The sequence below is a fragment of the Agromyces indicus genome, assembly GCF_031432295.1.
Classification (GTDB): Bacteria; Actinomycetota; Actinomycetes; order Actinomycetales; family Microbacteriaceae; genus Agromyces; species Agromyces indicus.
On record NZ_JAVKGS010000003.1, the window covers coordinates 358,127 to 380,575 of the forward strand.

The 22,449-nt window shown below is 73.1% G+C and carries 22 protein-coding genes; 9 read left to right on the forward strand and 13 right to left on the reverse strand.

Annotated features, from left to right (window positions below; all coding sequences use genetic code 11):
* Positions 1-57 precede the first annotated feature (57 nt).
* The 3 genes from RH861_RS11560 to cspE all read right to left on the reverse strand — a co-directional run bounded on the left by RH861_RS11560 (position 58) and on the right by cspE (position 1,571).
* Positions 58-432 (reverse strand): TFIIB-type zinc ribbon-containing protein, encoded by a 375-nt coding sequence (locus RH861_RS11560; RefSeq protein WP_310521083.1) that lies wholly within the window; start codon positions 430-432, stop codon positions 58-60.
* 89 nt (positions 433-521) lie between these two features.
* Positions 522-1,214, reverse strand: a complete 693-nt coding sequence (locus RH861_RS11565) for a UdgX family uracil-DNA binding protein (RefSeq protein ID WP_310521084.1) — start codon at positions 1,212-1,214, stop codon at positions 522-524.
* 153 nt (positions 1,215-1,367) lie between these two features.
* Positions 1,368-1,571 carry a transcription antiterminator/RNA stability regulator CspE gene (gene cspE / locus RH861_RS11570; RefSeq protein WP_067944966.1) on the reverse strand — a complete coding sequence of 68 codons (204 nt, stop codon included), beginning with the start codon at positions 1,569-1,571 and terminating at the stop codon, positions 1,368-1,370.
* A gap of 322 nt (positions 1,572-1,893) precedes the next feature.
* Here cspE and RH861_RS11575 point away from each other — a divergent pair, with 322 nt between their 5' ends.
* The gene (locus RH861_RS11575) at positions 1,894-2,712 is read left to right on the forward strand and encodes a sulfite exporter TauE/SafE family protein (RefSeq protein WP_310521085.1); all 819 of its coding nucleotides are present in this window, start codon (positions 1,894-1,896) and stop codon (positions 2,710-2,712) included.
* Complete coding sequence (locus RH861_RS11580) at positions 2,709-3,071, forward strand: DUF2510 domain-containing protein (protein WP_310521086.1); 363 nt, start codon at positions 2,709-2,711, stop codon at positions 3,069-3,071. Before RH861_RS11575 ends, RH861_RS11580 begins: the two co-directional genes overlap by 4 nt.
* A 14-nt stretch (positions 3,072-3,085) precedes the next feature.
* Here RH861_RS11580 and RH861_RS11585 read toward each other — a convergent pair whose 3' ends face one another.
* The 10 genes from RH861_RS11585 to RH861_RS11630 are packed head-to-tail and all read right to left on the reverse strand — an operon-like array spanning position 3,086 to position 14,222.
* Positions 3,086-4,486 (reverse strand): hypothetical protein, encoded by a 1,401-nt coding sequence (locus RH861_RS11585; RefSeq protein ID WP_310521087.1) that lies wholly within the window; start codon positions 4,484-4,486, stop codon positions 3,086-3,088.
* A complete protein-coding gene (locus tag RH861_RS11590) occupies positions 4,476-5,312 on the reverse strand; it encodes a TIGR03943 family putative permease subunit (RefSeq protein ID WP_310521088.1) in 837 nt (278 codons plus the stop codon). The genes RH861_RS11585 and RH861_RS11590 overlap by 11 nt, the downstream gene beginning before the upstream one ends.
* Positions 5,305-6,360 carry a permease gene (locus RH861_RS11595; protein WP_310521089.1) on the reverse strand — a complete coding sequence of 352 codons (1,056 nt, stop codon included), beginning with the start codon at positions 6,358-6,360 and terminating at the stop codon, positions 5,305-5,307. The genes RH861_RS11590 and RH861_RS11595 overlap by 8 nt, the downstream gene beginning before the upstream one ends.
* A gap of 54 nt (positions 6,361-6,414) precedes the next feature.
* Entirely contained in the window at positions 6,415-7,323 is a 909-nt protein-coding gene (locus tag RH861_RS11600) for a MurR/RpiR family transcriptional regulator (RefSeq protein ID WP_310521090.1), read from the reverse strand.
* Between the two features lie 8 nt (positions 7,324-7,331).
* On the reverse strand, positions 7,332-8,285 hold the full coding sequence (gene murQ, locus RH861_RS11605; RefSeq protein ID WP_310521091.1) for an N-acetylmuramic acid 6-phosphate etherase: 954 nt from the start codon (positions 8,283-8,285) through the stop codon (positions 7,332-7,334).
* A complete protein-coding gene (locus RH861_RS11610; RefSeq protein ID WP_310521092.1) occupies positions 8,282-9,520 on the reverse strand; it encodes an anhydro-N-acetylmuramic acid kinase in 1,239 nt (412 codons plus the stop codon). Before RH861_RS11610 ends, murQ begins: the two co-directional genes overlap by 4 nt.
* Complete coding sequence (locus RH861_RS11615) at positions 9,517-11,124, reverse strand: glycoside hydrolase family 3 protein (RefSeq protein ID WP_310521093.1); 1,608 nt, start codon at positions 11,122-11,124, stop codon at positions 9,517-9,519. The genes RH861_RS11610 and RH861_RS11615 overlap by 4 nt, the downstream gene beginning before the upstream one ends.
* On the reverse strand, positions 11,121-11,948 hold the full coding sequence (locus RH861_RS11620; RefSeq protein WP_248598736.1) for a carbohydrate ABC transporter permease: 828 nt from the start codon (positions 11,946-11,948) through the stop codon (positions 11,121-11,123). Before RH861_RS11620 ends, RH861_RS11615 begins: the two co-directional genes overlap by 4 nt.
* Complete coding sequence (locus RH861_RS11625) at positions 11,945-12,931, reverse strand: carbohydrate ABC transporter permease (RefSeq protein WP_248598737.1); 987 nt, start codon at positions 12,929-12,931, stop codon at positions 11,945-11,947. The genes RH861_RS11620 and RH861_RS11625 overlap by 4 nt, the downstream gene beginning before the upstream one ends.
* 4 nt (positions 12,932-12,935) lie before the next feature.
* The gene (locus tag RH861_RS11630) at positions 12,936-14,222 is read right to left on the reverse strand and encodes a sugar ABC transporter substrate-binding protein (RefSeq protein WP_248598738.1); all 1,287 of its coding nucleotides are present in this window, start codon (positions 14,220-14,222) and stop codon (positions 12,936-12,938) included.
* Positions 14,223-14,363: 141 nt separating this feature from the next.
* Here RH861_RS11630 and RH861_RS11635 point away from each other — a divergent pair, with 141 nt between their 5' ends.
* From RH861_RS11635 to RH861_RS11665, 7 genes are all read left to right on the forward strand, one after another.
* Positions 14,364-15,335, forward strand: coding sequence for a BadF/BadG/BcrA/BcrD ATPase family protein (locus RH861_RS11635; RefSeq protein ID WP_310521094.1), 972 nt, complete (start codon positions 14,364-14,366; stop codon positions 15,333-15,335).
* Positions 15,336-15,378: 43 nt separating this feature from the next.
* Positions 15,379-15,909 carry a GNAT family N-acetyltransferase gene (locus RH861_RS11640; RefSeq protein WP_310521095.1) on the forward strand — a complete coding sequence of 177 codons (531 nt, stop codon included), beginning with the start codon at positions 15,379-15,381 and terminating at the stop codon, positions 15,907-15,909.
* A gap of 251 nt (positions 15,910-16,160) precedes the next feature.
* Complete coding sequence (locus RH861_RS11645; protein ID WP_310521096.1) at positions 16,161-17,183, forward strand: TerC family protein; 1,023 nt, start codon at positions 16,161-16,163, stop codon at positions 17,181-17,183.
* Positions 17,184-17,296: 113 nt separating this feature from the next.
* Positions 17,297-18,118, forward strand: a complete 822-nt coding sequence (locus RH861_RS11650; RefSeq protein ID WP_310521097.1) for a DUF429 domain-containing protein — start codon at positions 17,297-17,299, stop codon at positions 18,116-18,118.
* A 134-nt stretch (positions 18,119-18,252) separates the two neighbouring features.
* Positions 18,253-18,426, forward strand: a complete 174-nt coding sequence (locus tag RH861_RS11655; protein ID WP_310521098.1) for a CsbD family protein — start codon at positions 18,253-18,255, stop codon at positions 18,424-18,426.
* A 138-nt stretch (positions 18,427-18,564) separates the two neighbouring features.
* Entirely contained in the window at positions 18,565-20,298 is a 1,734-nt protein-coding gene (locus RH861_RS11660; RefSeq protein ID WP_310521099.1) for an ABC transporter ATP-binding protein, read from the forward strand.
* Complete coding sequence (locus tag RH861_RS11665; protein ID WP_067949142.1) at positions 20,295-22,397, forward strand: ABC transporter ATP-binding protein; 2,103 nt, start codon at positions 20,295-20,297, stop codon at positions 22,395-22,397. The genes RH861_RS11660 and RH861_RS11665 overlap by 4 nt, the downstream gene beginning before the upstream one ends.
* Positions 22,398-22,449: the final 52 nt, after the last annotated feature.

Consider the following 22,449-nt stretch of genomic DNA (forward strand, 5'->3'; position numbering starts at 1 on the left):
CGCACCGCCTCGGCGGTCGGGGGCCCGTTCACGTGCTCGCGACCTCGGATCGAGGGCTCAGTCGAACAGCTCCGACAGCCAGTTGTCCTTGCGCTTCTTCCGCGGAGCGCCCTGGTCGTAGCGGCGGTCGTCGTAGCGGCGGTCGTCGTAGCGGCGGTCGCCGTATCCACCGGTCGCCTGCCGGAGCAGGTCCATCGGGTTCGCCGGATAGCCCTGCTGCGGCGGAGCGGGCTGCTGCGGAGCCATCTGCGGCGCGGACGGCGGGGACACCGGAGCACTCGCGCCACGGGCGAACTCCTGCCCGGCGCGCTCGATGATCTTGTCGAGCTCGCCGCGGTCGAGCCACACGCCGCGGCACGTCGGGCAGTAGTCGATCTCGATCCCGCTGCGCTCGCTCATCACGAGCACGGCGCCGTCGGTGGGGCACTGCATGCTGACTCCTTCATCACGGGTGGGGCCGCGAGCCTATCGGGGCAAGCTGCGAGATCGGCGGGACCGGTGGGCACCGACACGGGCCGCGATCACCGTGCGGAGCCCCCCTCCGCAACCTCCGCCGCCGCGGCCAGATCGTCGACGAGCCGGGCGAAGGCCGCCTCGCGCACCGGGCGCTCCCGCAGCCGGAGCACGGCCGACGGATGTTCCGTGACCACCGTCGGCGCCGGGAGCGGCCGCCCGGCACGATCCTCCTCCAGCACCCGACCCCGCACCTCGCCGATGCGCACCGCCGAGCCGACGACCGCACGCGCCGCCGTCGCCCCGAGGCAGACCACGACGCGGGGCCGCACCACGTCGAACTCCGCCTCGAGCCAGGGCCGGCAGGCGAGGACGTGCCCGACCGCCGGCTTGGCGTGGATGCGCCGCTTGCCGCGCAGCTCGAATCGGAAGTGCTTGACGGCGTTGGTGAGGTACGCGTCGCCGCGCGGGATGCCCGCCGCGTCGAGCGCCCGGTCGAGCAGGCGTCCCGCGGGCCCGACGAAGGGCTCGCCCTCGAGGTCCTCCCGGTCGCCGGGCTGCTCCCCCACGAGCATCAGGCGGGCACCCGCCCCACCGGCCGAGAACACCACCTGCGTGGCGTCGCGGTAGAGCTCGCAGCCGCGGCATCCGGGAGCGGCCGACCGGAGGGCGTCGAGATCGGCCGCGGCGGGCACCCACGCCTCGGCGCCGGGACGATCGTCCTCGGCTCCGGCGTCCGGGCGCTTCGCGGCGGGGGTCATGCCGGCGAGGCTACGACCCGCTCCCCCGGCGCCCCATCCCGTTGCCCGCGCGCGCGCCGCGTGCTACGGCCACGGACCCCGGAAACGGCGAACGCCGGGCGGACATGAGTCCGGCCCGGCGTTCGGGTGCGACGCGCGATGCGCGTCGTGCGCTCAGATCGCGCGGATGTTCTCGGCCTGCGGGCCCTTCTGACCCTGGACGACCTCGAACTCCACGTTCTGGCCCTCGTCGAGCGAGCGGTAGCCGCTGCCCGTGATGGCGCTGAAGTGCGCGAAGACGTCGGCGCTGCCGTCGGAGGGGGCGATGAAGCCGAAGCCCTTCTCGGCGTTGAACCACTTGACGGTTCCGGTAGCCATGCTGTGTATTCCCTTGCTTCGAACCGGGCCGAACGGTTCGGCCCGTCACGTTCGGCCAGACGGCCGTCCGCAGTCCGCCGACGGATGTCGGTGGACGATGTCCGAGGGTGCTGCGCCGTTACGGCGGCGATCCCTCGGTCTCGGGTCATGCCTGCGGATCGTGCCGCCTCCGGGCAATCAGTCGTGACACGGGCGGGCGCCCGCAAGTTGGAGGAACCTTCAGGCTATCCCATCCTCCCTGTGCGTCCGCAATACGTTTGCGTAACGTCTCGCGGGGACCGCTCCCCATGGCCGGGCGCGGGCGCGTCGATACAGTTGACGGATGCCCGACCAGCCAGCCGATCCCGTCGTATCCGCGCCGCGACCGGCGTCGCCGCTGCGGCTCATCGCGGTCGGGGTGGTGGGCGGCCTGCTCTCCGGCGCGTTCGGCGTGGGCGGCGGCATCATCATGGTCCCCCTGCTCATCGTTCTCGCGGGCTTCGACCAGCGCCGGGCCGCCGCGACCTCGCTCGCGGCCATCGTGCCGACCGCGATCGTGGGCTCGATCGCCTACTTCGCCAACGGCGAGGTCGATCTCGCCGCGGCGGGCCTCGTGGCCGTGGGCGGCATCGGCGGATCCTGGATCGGCGCCCACCTGCTCCGGCGGCTGCCGATCGGGTGGCTGCGATGGGGTTTCATCGTCCTGCTGCTCGTCGTGGCGGTGCGCCTCGTGATCGTTCCGCCGGACCGGGCCGCGGACCCGGCCGAGCTCGACCTCGGCATCGGCATCGCCTACGTGGGCCTCGGGTTCGTGATGGGCATCGCGGCCGGCCTGTTCGGAATCGGCGGCGGGCTCATCATGGTGCCCGCGTTCATCACGCTGTTCGGCATGGGCGACCTCCTGGCCAAGGGCACCTCGCTCGCGGCCATGATCCCCACGTCGATCTCGGGCAGCATCGCCAACATCCGCGGCCGGATGCTCGTCGCGCGCGACGGCCTCATCGTCGGGGCCGCCGCAACGCTCGCCGCGATCCCCGGGGTCGCCCTCGCGTTCCTCCTGCCGCCGACGGTCGCGGCGTGGCTGTTCGCCGCGCTGCTCGTCGCGGCATCCGTGCAGCTCGCCGTCCGCGCCATCCGTGCGGGGCGTTCGGAACGCTCGTGACGCCGAGCCACCGGGCCGCCGGCTGGCACCCCGACGAGACGGATGCCGCGCTCCTGCGCTACTGGGACGGCTCCGGGTGGACGCCGCACACCGCGCGCGCGGGCGCCGTGCGGGTCGCCGTCCGCGGCGACGACGCCGCGGCATCCGCTGCCCCGAGACGGCCGGAGCCGGCGCTGCACCGCACGATCCGCCTCGCGGAGGCGGTGGCCGAGCACACCACGATCCCGACGCCGCCCGCCGCGCGCCCGGTCGACGACGGTCGCGGCACGGTGCGCGTCGCGGGTCCGGCGGGCACCATCACCGCGGCGGCGGCGCTCGTCATCGCCTGCGCCGCCCTCGCGATCGCCCTGATCGGCTGACCGGCTCGGCGGCGTCAGCCGCACCAGTCGCTGCGACCGCCCGCGAGGCTCAGCACGATGCGGCCGGTGTCGACCTCCACGAGGGTCGTGATCGTGTCGGCCACCCACGGTTCGTCCTCGTAGCCGTCGTTCGGCGCGCCCACGGCGCCCGTCTCGACGGCGACGAGGGTGCCACCGGGGGCGAGACAGTGGTCGAGCACGGCGGAGCCCTCCGCCGGTGCGAACACGACCGAGGTGCCGTCGGCGTCCGCCCGGGCGACGAGGGATGCCTGGCCCCCGTCGGAGCCGTCGAAGATGAGCACGTTGAGCAGGTGCGCACCCGCGAGGTCGAGCGACGTCACCCGGCCCGGATACGCCCCGTCGGGCAGGTCGGCCGGGGGCAGCTCGAGGGTCGAGGTCTCCCCGGTCGCGAGGTCGATCGTGGCGCCGCGATCGGGATCCGCGACGACCACCGTGCTGGTGCCCGGGAGGATCCCGCGCAACTCGGTGTGCGAGCCGAGCGGCGTCGACGGGCGCACGCCGGCCGCGTCGACCAGGAACATCGCGCCGTCGCGGTCGCGCACGACGAGCGACGAGGTCCCGGGAACGAAGGCGTAGTCGTCCACCGACATGGGCGACCCGTCGAGCCCGAGCACGGGCTGCGGCGTCGCCGTCACCCCGTCGGCGACGTCGAGCACGTGCAGCGTCGCGAAGCCGCCGACCCCGTCCTGAACGAATCCGAGCAGCGGGCGGGTGGTCGAAGCCTGCAGGTTGCGCACGTCGCCGGACTGCGGGAGTGCCAGGCTCGCCGGCGGTCCCTCCTGGCCGGCGGCGGCGATGCGGATCGCGTTCGCGCCGTCGTCGAGGAGCTCGATCGCCGCGATGACGTCGCCGGCGTGGGCGAAGGACTCGATGCGCGGTGCGGCGAGCACGACCTCGGGCTCACCGGCGCCGGTCGCGACGCGGACCACCGTGTCGTCGCCGTCGGCACGGCGCTGCAGCACGTGGAGCACCTCGTCCGCGGTGCGGAACTCGTGCCGCAGCGCCGACTCCGGTCCGCCGCCGACGGCGCGCACGCCGGCCACCTCGACGACGTAGTCCTGCGAGGGGCGCAGCGGCGCGGCGAACGCGACGCGCACCGTCCGGTCGTCGACCGAGACCGTGGCATCCGTCGCCGGGTCGACCCGCACCGCACTCGCGTCGAGGTCGGCGACCGGCTGGTTCAGGCGGAACTCGATCGTCGTCCCCGCGAGGCGCGTCGCGTCGCCGAGGCCGGCGACCGTGTCGAGCACGCGCGGCCCGCGGAGGGCGTTCGCCGCGCCCAGGCCGACGACGAGCACCGCGAGCACCGCGACGATGGCGAGCACTAGCCGCGTGAAGCGCGCCGACGCGGGCGGTGCCTCGGCAGTGCCGGCGAGGGGCGACTCAGAAGACATACGGCTGCTCCGGCTGCTCGGTCGGTTCGACCGTCTCGGGGACCAGCACGGGCGACGGCCCGCCGGCGGGGTCGACGTCGAGCCGGCCCTCCGCGGTGACCCAGTCGTCGGCCGCGAAGCGGTCCTGCCAGCCGGGCAGGTGCACGGGCACGCCGACGGGCTGCGCGTCCACCGCGCAGCAGGTGACCGTGAACCGGGCGACGTAGAAGACGTCCTCGTCGTCGGGCGACGGCAGCACGAACCCGGTGACGGAGATCGGGTCGGCGAAGTCGGCCGGGTCGGGGTTCTGCCGCAGGATGAGGGCCCAGTCCTTGACGGTGAACGACGAGGTGTCGCCGCCGACGAGGTCGGGCGCGGCCGAATCGGGCCCGACGGCCGCAGCGTTCAGCTCGCGGTTCTCGGCGGTCGCCGTGGTGAGCGTCGCGGGCGGCAGCACGAGCAGGGCCACGGCCGTGCCGGCCACGATCGCGATGCCGGCGACCGTGCCCAGGCGACGGCGAGCGGATGCCGCGGGGCCGGCCGCGGCGGCGTCGTGGCCGTGGTGGTCGTGGCCGTGGTCGTCGTGGTCGTGGTCGTCGTGGTCGTGGTGGCCGAGGTCGTCGGAGCCGTCGCCCGCGGCATCCGCTCGCCGTCGTCGCAGCACCGGGATCACGGCGAACGCGGCCACCACGAAGACCACCGCGATCACGGCCATGATCACCGTGAAGAGGAAGTAGCGCGGGTGGATGTAGAAGCCCAGGCGGTTCGTCGCGGCGAGCCACAGCGTCGCGATGACGCCGATCGCGGCGAGCAGCACGCCCTGCCAGCGGCGCAGGAACTCACGCAAACGCGTTCACCCCCAGCCCGATCGCGGCCGACGCGAGCGCCACCACCGCCGTGACCTGCACGAGCGTGCGGGCCGTGAAGGTCGTGCGCATGAGCGCGAGCATCTTGATGTCGATCATCGGACCGAACACGAGGAACGCGATGATGGCGCCCGGCAGGAACGTCGAGCCGAACGCGAGCGCGAAGAACGCGTCGACGTTCGAGCAGATCGAGATGACGAACGCCAGCAGCATGAGGGCGACGACCGACCACACCGCGTCCTGCCCGACCGCGACGAGCACGTCGCGCGACACCGCGATCTGGATGGCACCCGCGATCGCCGAGCCGACCATCAGCGCCGGCAGCATCGCCGAGGTCTCATCGGCGAACATGCGGACCGCCTGCCGCGCCTTCGCCGGCGCAGCACCGCGCCCGTGCGCACCGCCGTGCGCCGCCTGCTCGTCGGCGGCGTGCGCGCACGTGGCCTGGAAGCCGGGCGTGAGCAGTCGCATCGGATCGGGGTGCCGGCTGAAGATCCAGCCGATCAGGTTCGCGACGAGGAACCCGCCGATGATGCGCCACGCGAGGATGCCGTCCTCCCAGCCGAACGCCTGGTACGTCACCACGATCGTCACCGGGTTCAGGATGGGCGCGGCGAGCAGGAAGGTCATCGACTCGCCGACCGACAGGCCGCGGAGCACCAGGCCGCGCGCGAGCGGCACGTTGCCGCACTCGCACACGGGAAGCAGCACGCCGAACAGCGAGACGACCGCGCGCCGCAGCCACGGCGTGCGCGGCAGTCGCCGCATCAGGAAGTCGGCCGGCAGGAACAGCTGCACCGCGATCGAGAGCACGATGCCGAGGAAGACGAACGGCAGCGACTCGATGACGACGCTGATCGCGAGCGTGATGCCGTCGCGCACGCCGTCGGAGAGCGCCTCGCCGGTCTCGGCGGGGGCGAACAGGCGCACCGAGAGCAGCAGCAGCACGGCGGCGACGCCCACCCCGAACCCGACGGTGCGTCGGGTCGTGCTGGCGGGTCGCGCGGGGGCGCTCACGGGGGACGACATCCCCTCAAGGGTAGGCAAAGCGCGACGCGGGTGCGTGCAGGGCGCTGGCGAGGCTCAGTGCTCGGGGGCGGATCCGACGTCGTGCGCGGCGCTTCCCCGGGCGGACCGGCGGTGGGTCGCGGTCACCTCCCAGGTGCGCCGCAGCGGCGCGGCGACCTCGTCGTGGAGCCGCTGCGCGAGGCGCACGAACACGAAGTCGACCATCGCGAGCTGCGCGATGCGGCTCGACATCGCGCCCATGCGGTACGCGCTCTCGCGGGCCTGCGTGGCGAGCACGAACTGCGCGGCGCGGCCCACGGGCGAGTGCGGCGAGTTCGTGATCGCGACCGTCGTCGCCCCCGCCGCGCCCGCGACCTCGAGGGCCTGGAGGGTCTCGGCGGTGAGGCCCGTGTGCGACACGGCGACCGCGACATCGCCGGGCCGCCGCAGCGCCGCGGAGACGAGCGCCACGTGCACGTCGACCGAGCACGCCGCGGAGATGCCGATGCGGGCGAGCTTCTGCTGCAGGTCCTGCGCGGTGAGGCCGGAGGCGCCGAAGCCGTACACGTCGACGTGCCGCGCGCCGGCGAGCGCGTCGACGACCGCGTCGAGCACCGTCGTGTCGAGCGCGTGCGCGGTCTGCTCGATCGCGAGCACCTCCTGGAACGCGATCTTCGAGATGACGTCGCCGACCGGGTCGTCGGGGCTGATGTCGGAGTCGGCGAGCCCGAAGCGATCGCGCTCGGCCTGCTCGCGGCTGAGGGCGCTCGCGACCTCCATGCGGAACTCGCGGTAGCCCGAGAACCCCAGCGTCTGGCAGAAGCGCGCCACGGTCGACAGCGACGTGCCGCACACGTCGGCGAGCTCGGTGATGGTCAGGTCGACCACGAGCGTCGGGTCGTCGACGACCGCCTCGGCCACCTTCGCCTCGGCGGAGCTCAGCCGCGGCAGCGCCTGCCGCACCTCGGTCAGCACGTTGGTCATCGGACTCCTCACCGGGTCTCGTCGATGATGCCGCGCAACGCAGCGCGCAGCACTCCATCCTCGCGGGCGAGTCGCTCGGTCGCGACCTCCGGCGACACCCCCGTCAGGGTCACCAGGATGGCGGGCTTCACGCGACCGTCGCACGCGGCGAGCGCGGCGGCCGCGGCATCCGCGTCGACCCCGGTCGCCAACCGGACGATGCGCTCGGCGCGCGCCCGGAGCTTCGCGTTGGTCGCGCGGACGTCGACCATGAGGTTGCCGTGCACCTTGCCGAGGCGCACCATCGCGAGGGTCGAGACGGCGTTCAGCACGAGCTTCTGGGCGGTGCCGCCCTTGAGCCGGGTCGATCCGGTGACGACCTCGGGGCCGACCACCGTCTCGATCGCGAGCTCCGCGACGCGGGCGATCTCCGAGTCGGCGTTGCATGCGAAGCCGATCGTGAGCGCGCCGGCCTCGCGGGCGTGCCGGAGCGCGCCGACGACGTAGGGCGTGCGGCCGGAGGCGGAGATGCCGACCACCGCGTCGCGCGACGAGAGGCCGATCGCGGCGAGGTCGGCGGCACCGGCGCCGGGGTCGTCCTCGGCGTCCTCCACGGAGTGCCGGAGCGCGCGGTCGCCGCCCGCGATGAGCCCGACGACGAGCGCGGGGTCGGTGCCGAACGTCGGCGGGATCTCGCTCGCGTCGAGCACGCCCATGCGGCCGGCGGTCCCGGCGCCGACGTAGACGAGGCGGCCGCCGTCGCGGAGCCGCGGCACGATGGCGTCGACGGCGGCGGCGATCTGCGGTGCGGCCGCGCGGACCACGGCGACCGCCTCGGCGTTCGCCGCGTCGAGCACGGCGAGCTGCGCGGCCGTGTCGAGCAGGTCGAGCTCGCCGGAGTCGCCGCGGACCGCCTCGGTGGCGAGCTGCTCGAGCAGGTCGCGCAGGTCGGCGGGCGGCGTGGAGCTGGTGAGGGAGGTCATGCCTGGTCTTCCATGTTCGGGGCGGGACTCGGCTGCACGGTGAGGGCGGCGAGCCGGTGCGGTGGTGCGTCGGTGCGGTGGCGGCCGGGCGGTGCGCCGGGGCCGCGGGCGGCGGTGAGGGTGCCGAGCACGCGCGGCGTGCCGCGTCCGTGCCGGGTCAGTTCGGCGGCGATGCCGTGGCAGCGCATCCAGCCGAGCAGGCCGAACAGCAGCACCTCCTTGGCGTCGGGGTCGACGCCGCGTTCGGCGCTCGAGGCGGGGCGGATGCCGCGGGCCCCTGCGTGCGCGCCGATCCGCCGCACGAGGTCGGCGTTGTGCACGCCGCCGCCCGAGAGGACGAGGTCGGCGGTGCCCTCCGGCACCGCCGCGACGACGGTGCGCGCGGTGAGCTCGGCGAGCGTGGCGAGCAGGTCGTGAAGCGGCAGGTCCGCGGCATCCGCTCGCCTCACCGCGGCGTCGACGACGTCGAGCGTGAACGTCTCGCGCCCGGTGGTCTTGGGGGCCGGCGCTGCGAAGTACGGGTGCGCGAGGAGCTCGCGCAGGAGCGCGTCGTGCACCGTTCCGCCCGCGGCGAGCGCACCGTCGCGGTCGTAGCCGCTCGCGCCGTCGGTGGCGCGGACGACGGCCGCGTCGAGCAGCCCGTTGGCCGGGCCGGTGTCGAACGCCTCGACCTCGCCGTCGGGATGCACGACCTGCACGTTGGCGATGCCGCCGAGGTTCGCGGTGGCGATGGGCCGGCCCGACTCGCGCGCCTCGGCGCCGAGCCAGGCCCGGTCGAACACGGCCATGAGGGGGGCGCCCTCGCCGCCCGCGGCGATGTCGGCCGTCCGCAGGTCGGCGACCACGGGCGCGTCCATGCGCTCGGCGATCCACGCGGGCGAGCCGAGCTGCAGCGTGCCCTGCGCGCGACCGCCGTCGACCCAGTGGTGCACGGTCTGCCCGTGCGAGACGACGAGGTCGGCCTCGCCGGCCGGGGCGACGGATGCCGCGGCGTCGGCGAACGCGCGACCGAGCTCGGTGTCGAGGCGGCACCACTCCGCGCCCGTGAGGGCGGCACCGTGCACCACGTCGAGCACCCGGTCGCGCAGCCCGTCGGGCCAGGCCACGGTCCGCGTGCGGACGGGCGCGAGGCCGAGGTGCACGCCGGCATCCGCGTCGGCGCGGTGCTCGACGTCGACCAGGGCGACGTCGATGCCGTCGGCCGACGTGCCGGACTGGAGCGCGAGGATCCTCATCGGCCGGCTCCGGACGCGAGCGGGACGCCGGCCGCAGGCTTCGCCGGCGTCGTGCCGGCCTCGAGCCGCTCGCGGACGGCGATGGCGGCGAGCCGGCTCGCGGCGCGCGCGTGGACGACCGGCAGGGCGGGCGCGTCCGTGCCGGCCGCGATGTCGGGCGCGCCGTCGGCGGCACCGACGTTCACGACGACCGCGTCGGGCCGTACGCGTGCGACGGCGACGACGAGGGCCGCCTGCGGCGGGTCGGCGAGCCGGTCGACGAGCACGACGACGCCGCAGCCGTCGGCCGTGGGATGATCGGCGGCCTCGACCGCCGCGACGAGGGCGCGGCCGCGGTCCTCGGCCGGGTCGACGCGGCGCACGGGCCCGCCGGCGGCGAGCACCGACGCGACCGCGTCCAGCGAGGCGTCGACCGCGAGCGTCGCCCGGCGCCGCACGTCGAGCACGACCGCGGGCCCGTCGACGGGCGGCACCGGCCGGGTGACGTCGATCGCGGCGCGGGCCAGCTCCAGGGCCGCACCGGGCCCGAGTCGCGGGGCCCGGCCGGCGGCCGCCGCGACGGACGCGGCATCGGCGGCGGCACGGGCGTGGTCGGCGAGCGCGCGCACGCGCCGGCCCGCCTCCTCCAGGCGCGCCACGGGCACGCTTCCGTCGTCGACGGCGTCGAGCAGCGCCCGGCGCACCTCGGCGAGCACGGCGACGTCGGCGTCCGGGGCGGGCGCGCCGCCCCACGGGTTCGCCGGGTTGCCGAGGCAGAGCAGGTCGGCGCCGGCGAGGAGCGCGCGCACCGCCCCGACGCCGGTGCCGACGGTCTCGCGGATTGCGGCCATGTCGAGCGCATCCGTGATCACGGCGCCGTCGAACCCGAGTCCGCGGAGACGGCCGAGCGCGACGGGGTTCATGGTGGCCGGTTCGGCGCCCCAGGACGGCACGACGAGGTGCGCGGTCATGACGGCCGGCACGCCCGCGGCGATCGCGGCCCGGAACGCCTCGAGGTGGATCCGTTCGAGCTCGCGCTCCGGCATCCCGAGCACGGGCAGGCCGTGGTGCGAGTCGACATGCGTGTCGCCGTGGCCGGGCCAGTGCTTGGCGCACGCGGCGGCGCCGCCCGAGCGGATGCCGCGCACGAGTGCGGCGGCGTGCCGCGACACGAGCGCGGCGTCGTCGCCGAACGACCGCACGCCGATCACCGGATTGCGCGGGTCGACGTTGACGTCGGCGTCGGGGGCGAGCACCACGTTGGCGCCGACCGCGGCGACCCGCCGCGCGAGCTCGGCCCCGACCGTCTCGGTCGCGGCCAGGTCGTCCACGCGCCCGAGCTGGGCGGCACCGGGCAGCGTCGAGCCCGAGGCGGACTCGAGGCGGGTGACGTTGCCGCCCTCCTCGTCGACGCCGACGAGCACGTCGTCGCGCCGGTCGTGGAGGTCGTGCGCGAGCGCCGCGCGCTCGTCGTCGCCGCCGAGGTTGTGCGCGAAGAGCACGGCGCCGGCGAGTCCGCCGTCGAGGTCGCGGCGCAGCCAGTCGGGGACGGCCGTGCCGAGGAATCCCGGCCACAGCACGCCGTCGACGAGGGCGCGGACGGCGGGATCGGCGGAGCGCGTCATCCCTTCACCGCCCCCGCGACGAGGCCCGAGGCGAGCTTGCGCTGCACGAGCACGAAGAACACCATCACGGGCACGGTGATGATCGTCGACGCCGCCATGATGGCGCCCCAGTCGTTGGAGTGCTCGCCGAAGAACTGCTTGAGGCCGATCGCGACCGTGTAGTTCTCGGTCGCGCCGCCGAGCAGCGTCATGGCGAAGATGAACTCGTTCCACGCGGTGATGAACGAGAACACCGAGGTGGCGACGAGGCCGGGCATCACGAGCGGCAGCAGCACGGAGCGGAACATGCGGCCCCAGCTCGCGCCGTCGAGGTAGGCGGCCTCCTCGAGCTCCTTCGGCACGGCGGCGACGAATCCGCGCAGCATCCAGATGCCGAACGGCAGCGACAGGGCGACGTAGACGATGATCAGGCCGAGCAGTGTGTTCAGCATCTGCAGGTCGCGCACCTGCACGAACAGCGGGATGACGAGCGCTTCGAGCGGCACCATCTGCACGATGAGGATCATCAGCAGCATCGCCGTGCGGAACCGGAAGCGGAAGCGCGCGACGGCGACCGAGGCGAGCAGCGCCAGCACGGCCGAGGCGAGCACGGTCACGAGCGCGACCGTGGCGGAGTTGCGCAGGAACACGTCGAACCCGCCCTCGGTGAGCACGTACTCGAAGTTCTCGAGGGAGAACTCCTGCGGGAGCAGGCCCTTCCCGGCCGAGCCCGCGCGCGCGTCGAACGCGCTCGAGAGCATCCAGAACGCCGGGAACAGCGTGAAGGCGAGCAGCAGGGCGACGAGGACCGCCTTGAACGCGGCGAGTCGGGTGCGTCGGGTCACAGTTCCTCGTCCTCCTTCAGCAGGGTGCGCACGTAGACGACCGTGATCGCGAGCAGCACGAGCGTGAGCAGCACGGCGATCGCCGAGCCGAATCCGTAGCGGTTCTGCCCGAACGACTCGACGTACGACCACACGCCGAGGTTCAGCGCCTCGCGGTTGGTGCCGGCGCCGCCGGGCATGAGGTAGACCTGCGCGAACACCTTGAAGTCCCAGATGGTCGACAGGATGATGACCACGGCGAAGACCTGGCGCAGGCTCGGCACGATGATCGAGAAGAACCGGCGCCAGGGTCCGGCCCCGTCGACCTCGGCGGCCTCGAGCATCTCCTTCGGCACGCCGAGCAGGCCCGCGAGGATGGTGATGGCCACGAACGGGAAGCCGTGGTGGATGACGTTGAGGAGCACGATCCCGTAGAAGGTCCACCGGTTGGTGAACCAGTTCACCGGGTCGTCCTGCAGGCCGAGCGCCTGCAGCGTGCTGTTGACGATGCCGCGGTCGGCGTCGAAGATCCAGATCCAGACGTAGGTGCCGGTCACGGCGGGCATGGCCCAGGCGACCATGATGGCGCTGCCGACGATGGTGCGCCAGAGCGGGCCGAGCGAGGCCATGAGCACCGCGACGCCGGTGCCGAGCGCGACGGTGCCGGCCACGGCGAGGACCGCGAAGCCGACCGTATTCGGCAGCACGACGGTGTAGAGCGTCGGATCGGTGAACACCTCGCCGTAGTTGGCGAGTCCGATCCAGTTGGGCTCGCCCGAGACGATCTCGCGGAGCCCGTAGTCCTGCAGGGAGAAGAGCACGACGCGTACGAGCGGCCACAGCAGCAGCACGGCGAGCACCGCGAGCGCGGGCCCCAGCAGCAGCCACGGGCGGGCGGCGACGAGCGGATGCCGCCGGCGCCGGACGGGGCGCGTCGGCCCGCCGGCCGCGGCGGGGGCCGGAGCCCCCGACGCGACCGGCGGACGGTTGACCAGATCGACCACGTCGTCAGTCGCCGTTCATGATCGAGTTCATCTCCGCGGCGGCGTCGGCCGTCGCCTGCTCGACCGTCTTCTGCCCGGAGAGGATCGCCTGGATGGCGGTGTTCGTGGTCTTCTTCGCCTGCACTGCCCCGTACTTCGGGGTGACCGGCACGGAGGCGCCGCCCTCGACGAGCTGCGTGGCGAACGGGGCGACGAGCGGGTCGTCGCTGGCCATGGTGTCCTCGAGCAGCGAGGCCTGGCCCGGGAAGTAGCCCGACTGCGAGCCCCACTTCTCGGCGAACTCGCCCGTGGTCATGAGCTTGACGAACTCCCACGCGAGGTCGGTGTCCTCGGCGGTGTTGAAGACCGACAGGTGCGACCCGCCGAGCACGGACGGGGCGATGCCGCCGTCCTTGCCGGGGATCGGCGCCGCGGCGAACTTGCCCTCGAGGTCGGGGTTCTTCTCGACGATCGCGGACGGGGTCCACGAGCCCATGAGCGCCATGGCGACGTCGCCCGCGGCGAACGAGTCGAGGACCTCGGTCTCCTTCCACGTGGTCGCGCCGGCCGACGAGAAGCCGTGCTCGGTCGCGAGGCCGGTGTAGAAGCCGATGCCCTCCTGCGCCTCGGGGCTGTCGAGGCCGGAGACCCACTCGTCGCCGTCCTGCTCGGCGACTTCGCCGCCGGCGCCCCAGACCCACGGGTAGACGGGGAACTCGGCGTCGCCGGGCACGGCGAACGCGATCATCTCGGGCTTGGCGGCCTTGATCGCCTCGCCGGCGGCGACGATGTCGTCCCAGCTCTCGGGCGCGTCGAGCCCGAGCTCCTCGAACACGTCGGCGCGGTACACGAGCGAGCGCACGCCGGCGTACCAGGGCATGCCGTAGAGCTCCTCCTCGTAGGTGCCCGACTCGACGAGGCCCTCGACGAGGTCGCCGCGGAGGTCCTCGCCGTCGACGTACTCGCCGATCGGGGCGAGGGCGCCGGCGTCGGCGAACTCGGCGGTCCAGGTGGTGCCCGTCTCGGCGACGTCGGGCGTGGTGCCGCCGGCGATCGACGTGACGAAGCGGTCGTGGGCGTCGGCCCACTGCACGAACTCGACGTTGAGCTCCGCGCCGGTCTCCTCGGTGAACGCGGCGGAGACCTCCTCGAAGAACTCCTCGGAGTTGGGGTTGGTCCCCTGCATGATCCAGACGTCGAGGGTCTTGCCCTCGCCGTTCGCGCCGCCGTCCTCGGATCCGCCGGCGCACGCGGAGAGGGCCAGCGCCGCGGTCAGGCCGAGCGCGGCGATGGGTAGGGCTCGCTGCTTCATATGATGTCGACTCCTCGTTGAATGCATCGTCGGTGGGCTCCCCACCGTCCTGGGCTGGAAGTAGTATTCGGGAATGCGCACAGGTTTGCAAGTTTTTTCCAAAGCGGATGCCGCGAGTCCGCTTCCCGGTCGGCGGCCGCAATGAGCACGGTCCTCGCCATCGACGTCGGGGGCACCGGCGCCCGCCTCCGCCTCGCGCCCGCGCGGTCCGAGGAGCCCGCCAGCGCCGACGACGTCCGGACCCTCACCGCCGACGGCGCTCGCGTGGGCCGGACGGGCTCGGACGTCGCGGCCGTCGTCGTCGACCTGGTGCGCCGCGCCCGCGACCGCTGGCCCGACGACCCGCCCGCGGCCGTCGGCGTCGGCGCGACGGGACTCGCCTCGCTCGTCGACGACCACGACGGACTCCTCCGCGACCTCGTCGCCGCCTCGGGCCGTGCGCGCGTCGCCGTCGCCGCCGACGCGGTGACCGCCCACCTCGGGGCGCTCGGCGGCGAGCCGGGCGCGGTCATCGCCGTCGGCACGGGCGCCATCGCGCTCGGCACGGACCTCGACCGGCGGTGGACCCGTGTCGGCGGCTGGGGCCACCTCTACGACGACCGCGGCTCGGGCACCTGGATCGGCATCGCCGCGCTGCAGGCCGCAATCCGCGCCCACGACGGCGTGGGCGAGGCGGGTCGTGCGCTGCTCGCCGCCGCGACCGACCGGCTCGGCGCGCCGCCCACGTGGACGCGCCTGCTCACCCTCGACGACCGCGCCGGCGTGCTGGCCTCGCTCGCCCCGGACGTCGTCGCCCTCGCCGACGCCGGCGATCCCGCGGCATCCGGCATCGTGCATCGCGCCGGGCAACTCGCCGCGGAGAGCCTGGCCGCCGCCCTCGTCGACGGCATCCCCCGCGTGGCCGCCGCGACGGGCGGCCTCACCGCCGCGCCGAGATACGCCGAGGCGCTCGCGGCGGAGCTCGCCCGCCTGGCGCCCGACGCCGACCTCCGGCCGTCCCGCGGGAACCCGCTCGACGGCGCGGTCGAGCTCGCGCGTCGCGCCGCCGCGGGCCGCGCACCCGCGACCCGGCCCGGCCTGCTGTGGAGCACCGCACCCGCCGCCGGCGGATGAGGCGCACTCCCCCGTCCGCGGCATCCTGCGCCAGCATGGTGGCATGACCGCCCTCGGCAGCCCGAGCCTCGAGCCCGACCCCGCCCACCCGGGGCTGCGCTTCCGCCGCCCGGAGGAGCGCGACCATGCGCGCGTGGTCGGCGTCATCCCCGCGTGGTGGGCCCTGCCCGGCACCGCGAACCTCGGCCTGCTCCTGCCCCGCCTCTTCCTGCAGCACTTCGCGGACACCTCGACGGTCGTCGAGGACGGCGACGGCGACCTCGCGGCGTTCCTCGTCGGCTTCCGCTCGGCGTCCCGGCCGGGGGTCGCCTACATCCACTTCGTCGGGGTGCGGCCCGACCTGCGCGCGACCGGGCTCGCACGCACGCTCTACGAGCGCTTCTTCGCGGCGATGCGGGCGAGCGGATGCCACCGCGTCGGCGCGATCACCGGCCCGGGCAATGCGGCGTCGCAGCGGTTCCACCGCGCCATGGGCTTCGAGTCCTCCGGCGACACCGAGATCGAGGGCGTGCTCGCGTGGCGAGACTACGACGGCCCGGGCGAGCACCGGGTGGTGTTCGCGCGGCCGCTCTGACGCCGCATCCGCCCCGCACGCCTTCGAGAACGCTGTGAGGATGTCGCAACCGAACCCGATCAGGATGCATGAAGTCGCCTTCATGTGTTTCCATGTTCTCGGAGGGGAGTAGTCCCCGCAGGGTGCGTCGTCACTCCGAGTCCGCCACCGGGCTCCGGCGCACCCGGGCCGCACGGCCCCGGCTCCGGCCGGGCGGCGCGCGACGCTCGGACGAGACCTCCGGTTGCCACACCTGACAACTGGAGGAGACCGTGGACGTCCCCCTGTACGCCTGGCTCGCCGTGCTGGCGGCCATCATCGCCATGCTCGCGATCGACCTGTTCGCCCATCGCCGCGCCCACGTGATCGGCGTCCGCGAGGCGCTCGGCTGGTCGATCGTCTGGGTGCTCTCGGGCATCACCTTCGGCATCATCGTCTGGAACTCGTGGGGCGCCGAGGCCGGCCAGCAGTACTTCGCCGGGTACCTGATCGAGAAGTCGCTCGCCGTCGACAACGTCTTCGTGTGGGCGATCATCTTCGCGTCGTTCGCCGTGCCGCGCGAGTACCAGCACCGCGTGCTGTTCCTCGGCGTGCTCGGCGCGCTCGTCTTCCGCGGCATCTTCATCGCCGCCGGCGCCGCGCTCATCGAGAACTTCTCGTGGATCCTCTACGTCTTCGCCGCGTTCCTGATCTTCACCGGCATCCGGATGCTCGTCACGCGCAACGAGCACGTGCACCCCGAGCGGTCGCGCACGCTGAAGCTGTTCCGGCGCTTCGTACCGACCACCGACGCGTACTACGGGCAGCGGTTCCTGATCCGTCGTGCGGGCGTGCTCGTCGCGACGCCGCTGCTGGCCGTGCTCGTGCTCGTCGAGGTCACCGACATCATCTTCGCCGTCGACTCGATCCCCGCGATCTTCGCCGTCACGACCGAGCCGTTCCTCGTGTTCACGGCGAACGCGTTCGCGATCCTCGGATTGCGCGCGATGTACTTCCTGCTCGCCGACCTCATCCACCGCTTCACATTCCTGAAGCTCGGCCTCGCGCTGGTGCTGGTCTGGGTGGGCACCAAGATGGCGCTGCTCGACGTGTTCTACATCCCCACGACCGTGTCGCTGGCGGTGGTGGCGGTCATCATCACCGTCTCGATCGTCGCCTCGCTCGTCGCCACGCGCGGCCAGGGGCGCCACGAGGTCGAGGCCGTGCCCGCCGGGGCCTTCCGGATCGCGACCGACGAGGAGCTCGCCGAGGCCGAGCCGGTGTTCCGGCGCTCGCGCGAGCTCACTCGCACCTGATCTCCCGCCGAGTGCGCGGGATTGCGAGGAGTGTGCGGGTGCACGCGCGCGCACTCGTCGCGTTCGGGCGCACTCGCGGACCGGCCGGGCGGGCGGCGTCGTACGCTCGCAGGATGCGGACGTGCTTCGGCGTCGACCTCGCGTGGGGCGAGGGCACGCCCGCCCGTCCGCCCAACGAGACCGGTCTGGTGCGGCTCGGCGCCGACGGCACCGTGCTCGACGCGGGCTGGGCGCGCGGCGTCGAGGCGGTCGCGGCCTGGCTCGCCGAGCGGATGTCCCCGGGCGACGTCGTCGCGATCGACGCGCCCCTCGTGGTCGCGAACGACCGCGGCATGCGCGAATCCGAACGCGAGGTCGGGCAGCGGTACGGCCGGTGGAAGGTCGCCGCCAACCCGACCAACCTCGGCACGCGCCGGCTCGCCGGCGTGGCGCTGCGGCGCCGGCTCGAGGCATCCGTCGCGGGATTCGCGGTGGTGAGCGGGCTCGAGCCGCCGGGCGCCGAGGCGGTGTCGGCGTTCGAGTGCTTCCCCTACACGACCCTGGTCGGCGCGGCCGAACTCGGGTACGACCGCGAACGGCCGCGCTACAAGCGCCCGAACGCCGCCCTGCCCGCCGCCGAGCGCCGGGCGTTCCGGGCCCGCGAATGCGACGACCTCATCGAGCGGATGACGCGCCTCGCGGCCGCCGACCCGCCCCTCGACCTGCGGTCGCACCGGGTCACGGCCGCCCTCCTCGACGAACGCTCGCCCCTCGCGGACCGCCCGTACAAGCACCGCGAGGACCTGCTCGACGCCGCGCTGTGCGCCTGGACCGCCGCGCTCTGGGCCCGCCACGGGCTCGAACGCTGCCAGGTGCTCGGGCTCGGCGCCGCGCCGGACACCGACGGGCGGCCCTCCACCATCGTCGCGCCGGCGCGACCCGAGCAGCGGCGCTGAACGTCGTGCCCCGGCGAGTGGATAGCAGAGCGGTTCGCGGCTGGCAAGGCCCTGTCGCGGCATCGGACGGCCGCATAGCGTTGGGGTCACGTCGCATCCACGATGCGACCCAAGGGATCGAGAGGGGGACCTCGATGGGTGAAGGCGACAAGGTCGGAAACAAGGCCGAGGAGCTCGGAGGCAAGGCCAAGGAGGCCGCCGGCAAGGCGACCGACAACGAGCGCCTCGAAGCCGAAGGTCGGAACGACCAGACCAAGGCCAACCTCAAGCAGGCCGGCGAGAACGTGAAGGATGCCTTCCGTTCCTGACCGGACATGAAGCGGATGGGGCGCGTACCGCGGGGGTGCGCGCCCCATCGTCATGTCCGCGGATGCCGCGGGGTGACGTTCGCTGAGGGCTGAGGCCCCTCGCTTGCCGATGTCGGCGGGCGGTGGTTGGCTCAGCACGTGCTCGGCCGTCTCCTCCTCCGCTACCTCAAGCCCTACACGTGGCTCATCGTCGGCGTCCTGCTGTTCCAGATCCTGTCCGTCGCGGCGACGTTGACGCTTCCGCGGCTCAACGCCGCGATCATCGACGACGGCATCGCCAAGGGCGACACCGCCTTCATCTGGTCGACCGGCGGGCTGATGCTCGCGATCTCGCTCGGTCAGATCGTCGCGGCGATCATCGCCACCTACTTCGCCGCCAAGGCGGCGATGCGCGTCGGTCGCGACATCCGCAACGACGTCTTCGACAAGGTCAGCGCGTTCTCGGAGCGGGAGGTCTCGCACTTCGGGCCCGGCTCCCTCATCACGCGCAACACCAATGACGTGCAGCAGGTGCAGATGCTCGCGATGACCGGCGGCACCATGCTCGTGAGCGCGCCGCTCATGGCGGGGTTCGGCATCTTCATGGCACTGCAGCAGGATGCGGGCCTGAGTTGGCTCATCTGGGCGGCGGTGATCACGATCCTCGTCGTGGCGACGCTCGTCATCAGTCGCATGGTGCCGCTGTTCCGCACCTTCCAGGTGCGCCTCGATGCGGTCAACCGCGTCCTGCGCGAGCAGCTCACCGGCATCCGGGTGGTGCGCGCGTTCGTCCGCGAGCCCATCGAGGAGCAGCGGTTCAGCGTCGCCAACCACGACATCATGGACGTGGGCCGTCGCGTCGGCACGCTCTTCATCACGCTGTTCCCGCTGTTCATGCTCGTGCTCAACGTCACCGTGGTCGGGGTCATCTGGTTCGGCGCCATCGAAGTCGACGCGGGCCAGGTCCAGGTCGGCACCCTCTTCGCGTTCATGCAGTACGTCGGCATCATCCTGAGCGGCGTGCTGATGGCCGCGTTCACGACGATCATGATCCCCCGGGCGGCGGTCTCGGCCGAGCGCATCGGCGAGGTGCTCGCGAGCGAGTCGACGCTCACTCGCCCCGAGCAGCCCGTCGGCGACTTCCCCGCACCGGGCACCGTCGAGTTCCGCGACGCCGCCTTCCAGTACCCGGGCGCCGAGCACGGCGTGCTCGAGGGCGTGACCTTCCGTGCCGACCCGGGCGAGACCGTCGCGATCGTCGGCTCGACCGGCGCCGGCAAGACCACGCTCGTCTCGCTCATCCCCCGGCTCTTCGACGTCACCGGCGGCGCGGTGCTCGTGAATGGGGTCGACGTGCGCGAGGCCGACCTCGACGAACTGTGGAAGACCATCGGGCTCGTGCCCCAGCGGCCGTTCCTGTTCGCCGGCACCGTGGCCTCGAACCTGCGGTTCGGCCGCGAGGAGGCGACCGACGCCGACCTCTGGCACGCCCTCGAGATCGCTCAGGGCCGTGATTTCGTGGCCGAGATGGAGGGCGGCCTCGACGCCCGCATCTCGCAGGGCGGCACGAACGTCTCCGGCGGGCAGAGGCAGCGGCTCGCGATCGCCCGTGCCATCGTGCACCGGCCCCGGATCCTCGTCTTCGACGACTCGTTCTCCGCCCTCGACCTCACGACCGACGCGAGACTCAGGCAGGCGTTGTGGCGTGAACTGCCCGACGTGACCAAGGTGGTCGTCGCCCAGCGCGTCTCCACCATCACCGACGCCGACCGCATCGTGGTGCTCGAGGACGGCCGGGTCGTCGGCGTCGGCCGGCACGACGAGCTCGTCGAGACGTGCCAGACGTACCGCGAGATCGTCGAATCCCAGCTCGGAGTGGAGGCCCAGGCATGAGCGCCGACGTGAACGGTCGGGAGCTCACCGCCGAGGAGCTCGAGGAGCAGCAGCTCGCCGAGGAGGCCCGCGTCAACTCCGGGGACTGGAACGCCATCGCGCCCGGCAAGGCGCAGGACTTCGGCCGGAGCTTCCGACGCATGATCGGACTGCTCGCCCCGTGGAAGTGGTCGTTCGCGTTCGTGTCGGTGCTCGGCGCGATCGCCGTCGTGCTCACCGTCATCGCCCCGCGCGTGCTCGGCGAGGCGACGAACGTCATCTTCGAGGGCTTCATCTCGCTGCAGCTCCCGGCGGGCGTCACGCAGGAGCAGGTCGTCCAGCAGCTGCGCGCCGACGGCCAGGACGACCTCGCGAACATCGTCTCCGCAGCGACGCTGACCCCGGGCGAGGGCATCGACTTCGTCCGCCTCAGCCAGCTCGTGATCATCGTGCTCCTCCTGTATGTCGTGGCCTCGGTCCTCTCCTGGATCCAGGGCTACGTCATCAACGTGATCATGGTCCGTGCGATGTACGGCCTGCGCGAGCAGGTCGAGTCGAAGATCCACCGACTGCCCCTCAGCTACTTCGACCGCACGCAGCGCGGCGAGCTCATCTCGCGAGTCACCAACGACATCGACAACATCACCCAGACCATGCAGCAGTCGCTCTCGAGCGCGCTGACGAGCATCCTCACGGTCATCGGCGTGCTCGTGATGATGTTCTCGATCTCGTGGCAGCTCACCCTGGTCGCGCTGGTCGCACTGCCGCTCATGGCGGTGATCTTCGGCATCATCGGGCCGAAGTCGCAGGCCGCGTTCGGCATCCAGTGGAAGAAGGTCGGCCGGCTCAACGCTCGTGTCGAGGAGTCGTTCTCGGGCCACGCGCTCGTGAAGGTCTTCGGTCGCGAGCGGGACGCGAGCGAGAAGTTCCGCGCCGAGAACGAGGAGCTCTACGAGGCGGCGTTCAAGGCGCAGTTCCTGGCCGGCGTCATCATGCCCGGCATGATGTTCATCGGCAACCTCACCTACGTCGGCATCGCCGTGCTGGGCAGCATCATGGTGGCCGGCGGCCAGCTCCGGCTCGGCGACGTGCAGGCGTTCATCCAGTACTCGCAGCAGTTCACGCAACCGCTCGCGCAGCTCGGCGGCATGGCCGCGGTCGTGCAGTCCGGCACGGCGTCGGCCGAGCGCGTGTTCGAGCTGCTCGACGCCGACGAGCAGTCGCCGGATGCCGCGGATGCGCCCGCGTCCGTCGAGGGTCGCGGCGTGATCGAGTTCGAGCACGTCTCGTTCTCCTACACGCCCGAGCGTCCGCTCATCCGCGACCTGTCGTTCCGCGTCGAACCCGGGCAGACGGTGGCGATCGTCGGCCCCACGGGTGCCGGCAAGACGACGCTCGTGAACCTGGTCATGCGGTTCTACGAGCTCGACGGCGGCCGGATCCTCATCGACGGGCAGGACATCTCCGAGCTCACCCGCCGCGACGTGCGAGCCCGAACCGGCATGGTGCTGCAGGATCCGTGGCTGTTCGGCGGCACGATCCGCGACAACATCCGCTACGGACGCGAGACCGCGACCGACGACGAGATCATCGCCGCCGCGCGAGCGACGTACGTCGATCGGTTCGTGCACTCGCTGCCCGACGGCTACGACACCGTGCTCGACGAGGACGCGTCGAACGTCTCGTCCGGTGAGAAGCAGCTCATCACGATCGCCCGGGCGTTCGTCGCGCAGCCGAGCGTGCTCATCCTCGACGAGGCGACCAGCTCCGTCGACACGCGCACCGAGCTGCTCGTGCAGCACGCCATGGCCGCGCTGCGGCAGGGCCGGACCTCGTTCGTGATCGCGCACCGCCTCTCGACGATCCGCGACGCCGACCTGATCCTCGTGATGGAGCACGGCGACATCGTCGAGCAGGGCACGCACGACGAGCTCATCGCGGCGAAGGGCGCCTACTACCGCCTCTACAACTCGCAGTTCGAGCAGGCGGCGTACGACGTCGACGCCGAGCTCGAGGCCGACGCCGAGGGGCGTCCCGCCCGCGCCGACGGCGGCCTCCGCCTGGAGGAGTCCATCGAGGCGGCCGGCGAGGCGGCGGCCTCCCAGGCCGAGCAGCTCTAGCCCGCCGGGCGTCGGGCCGGGCGACCCCCGCGCGGCATCCGTTCGTCAGTGC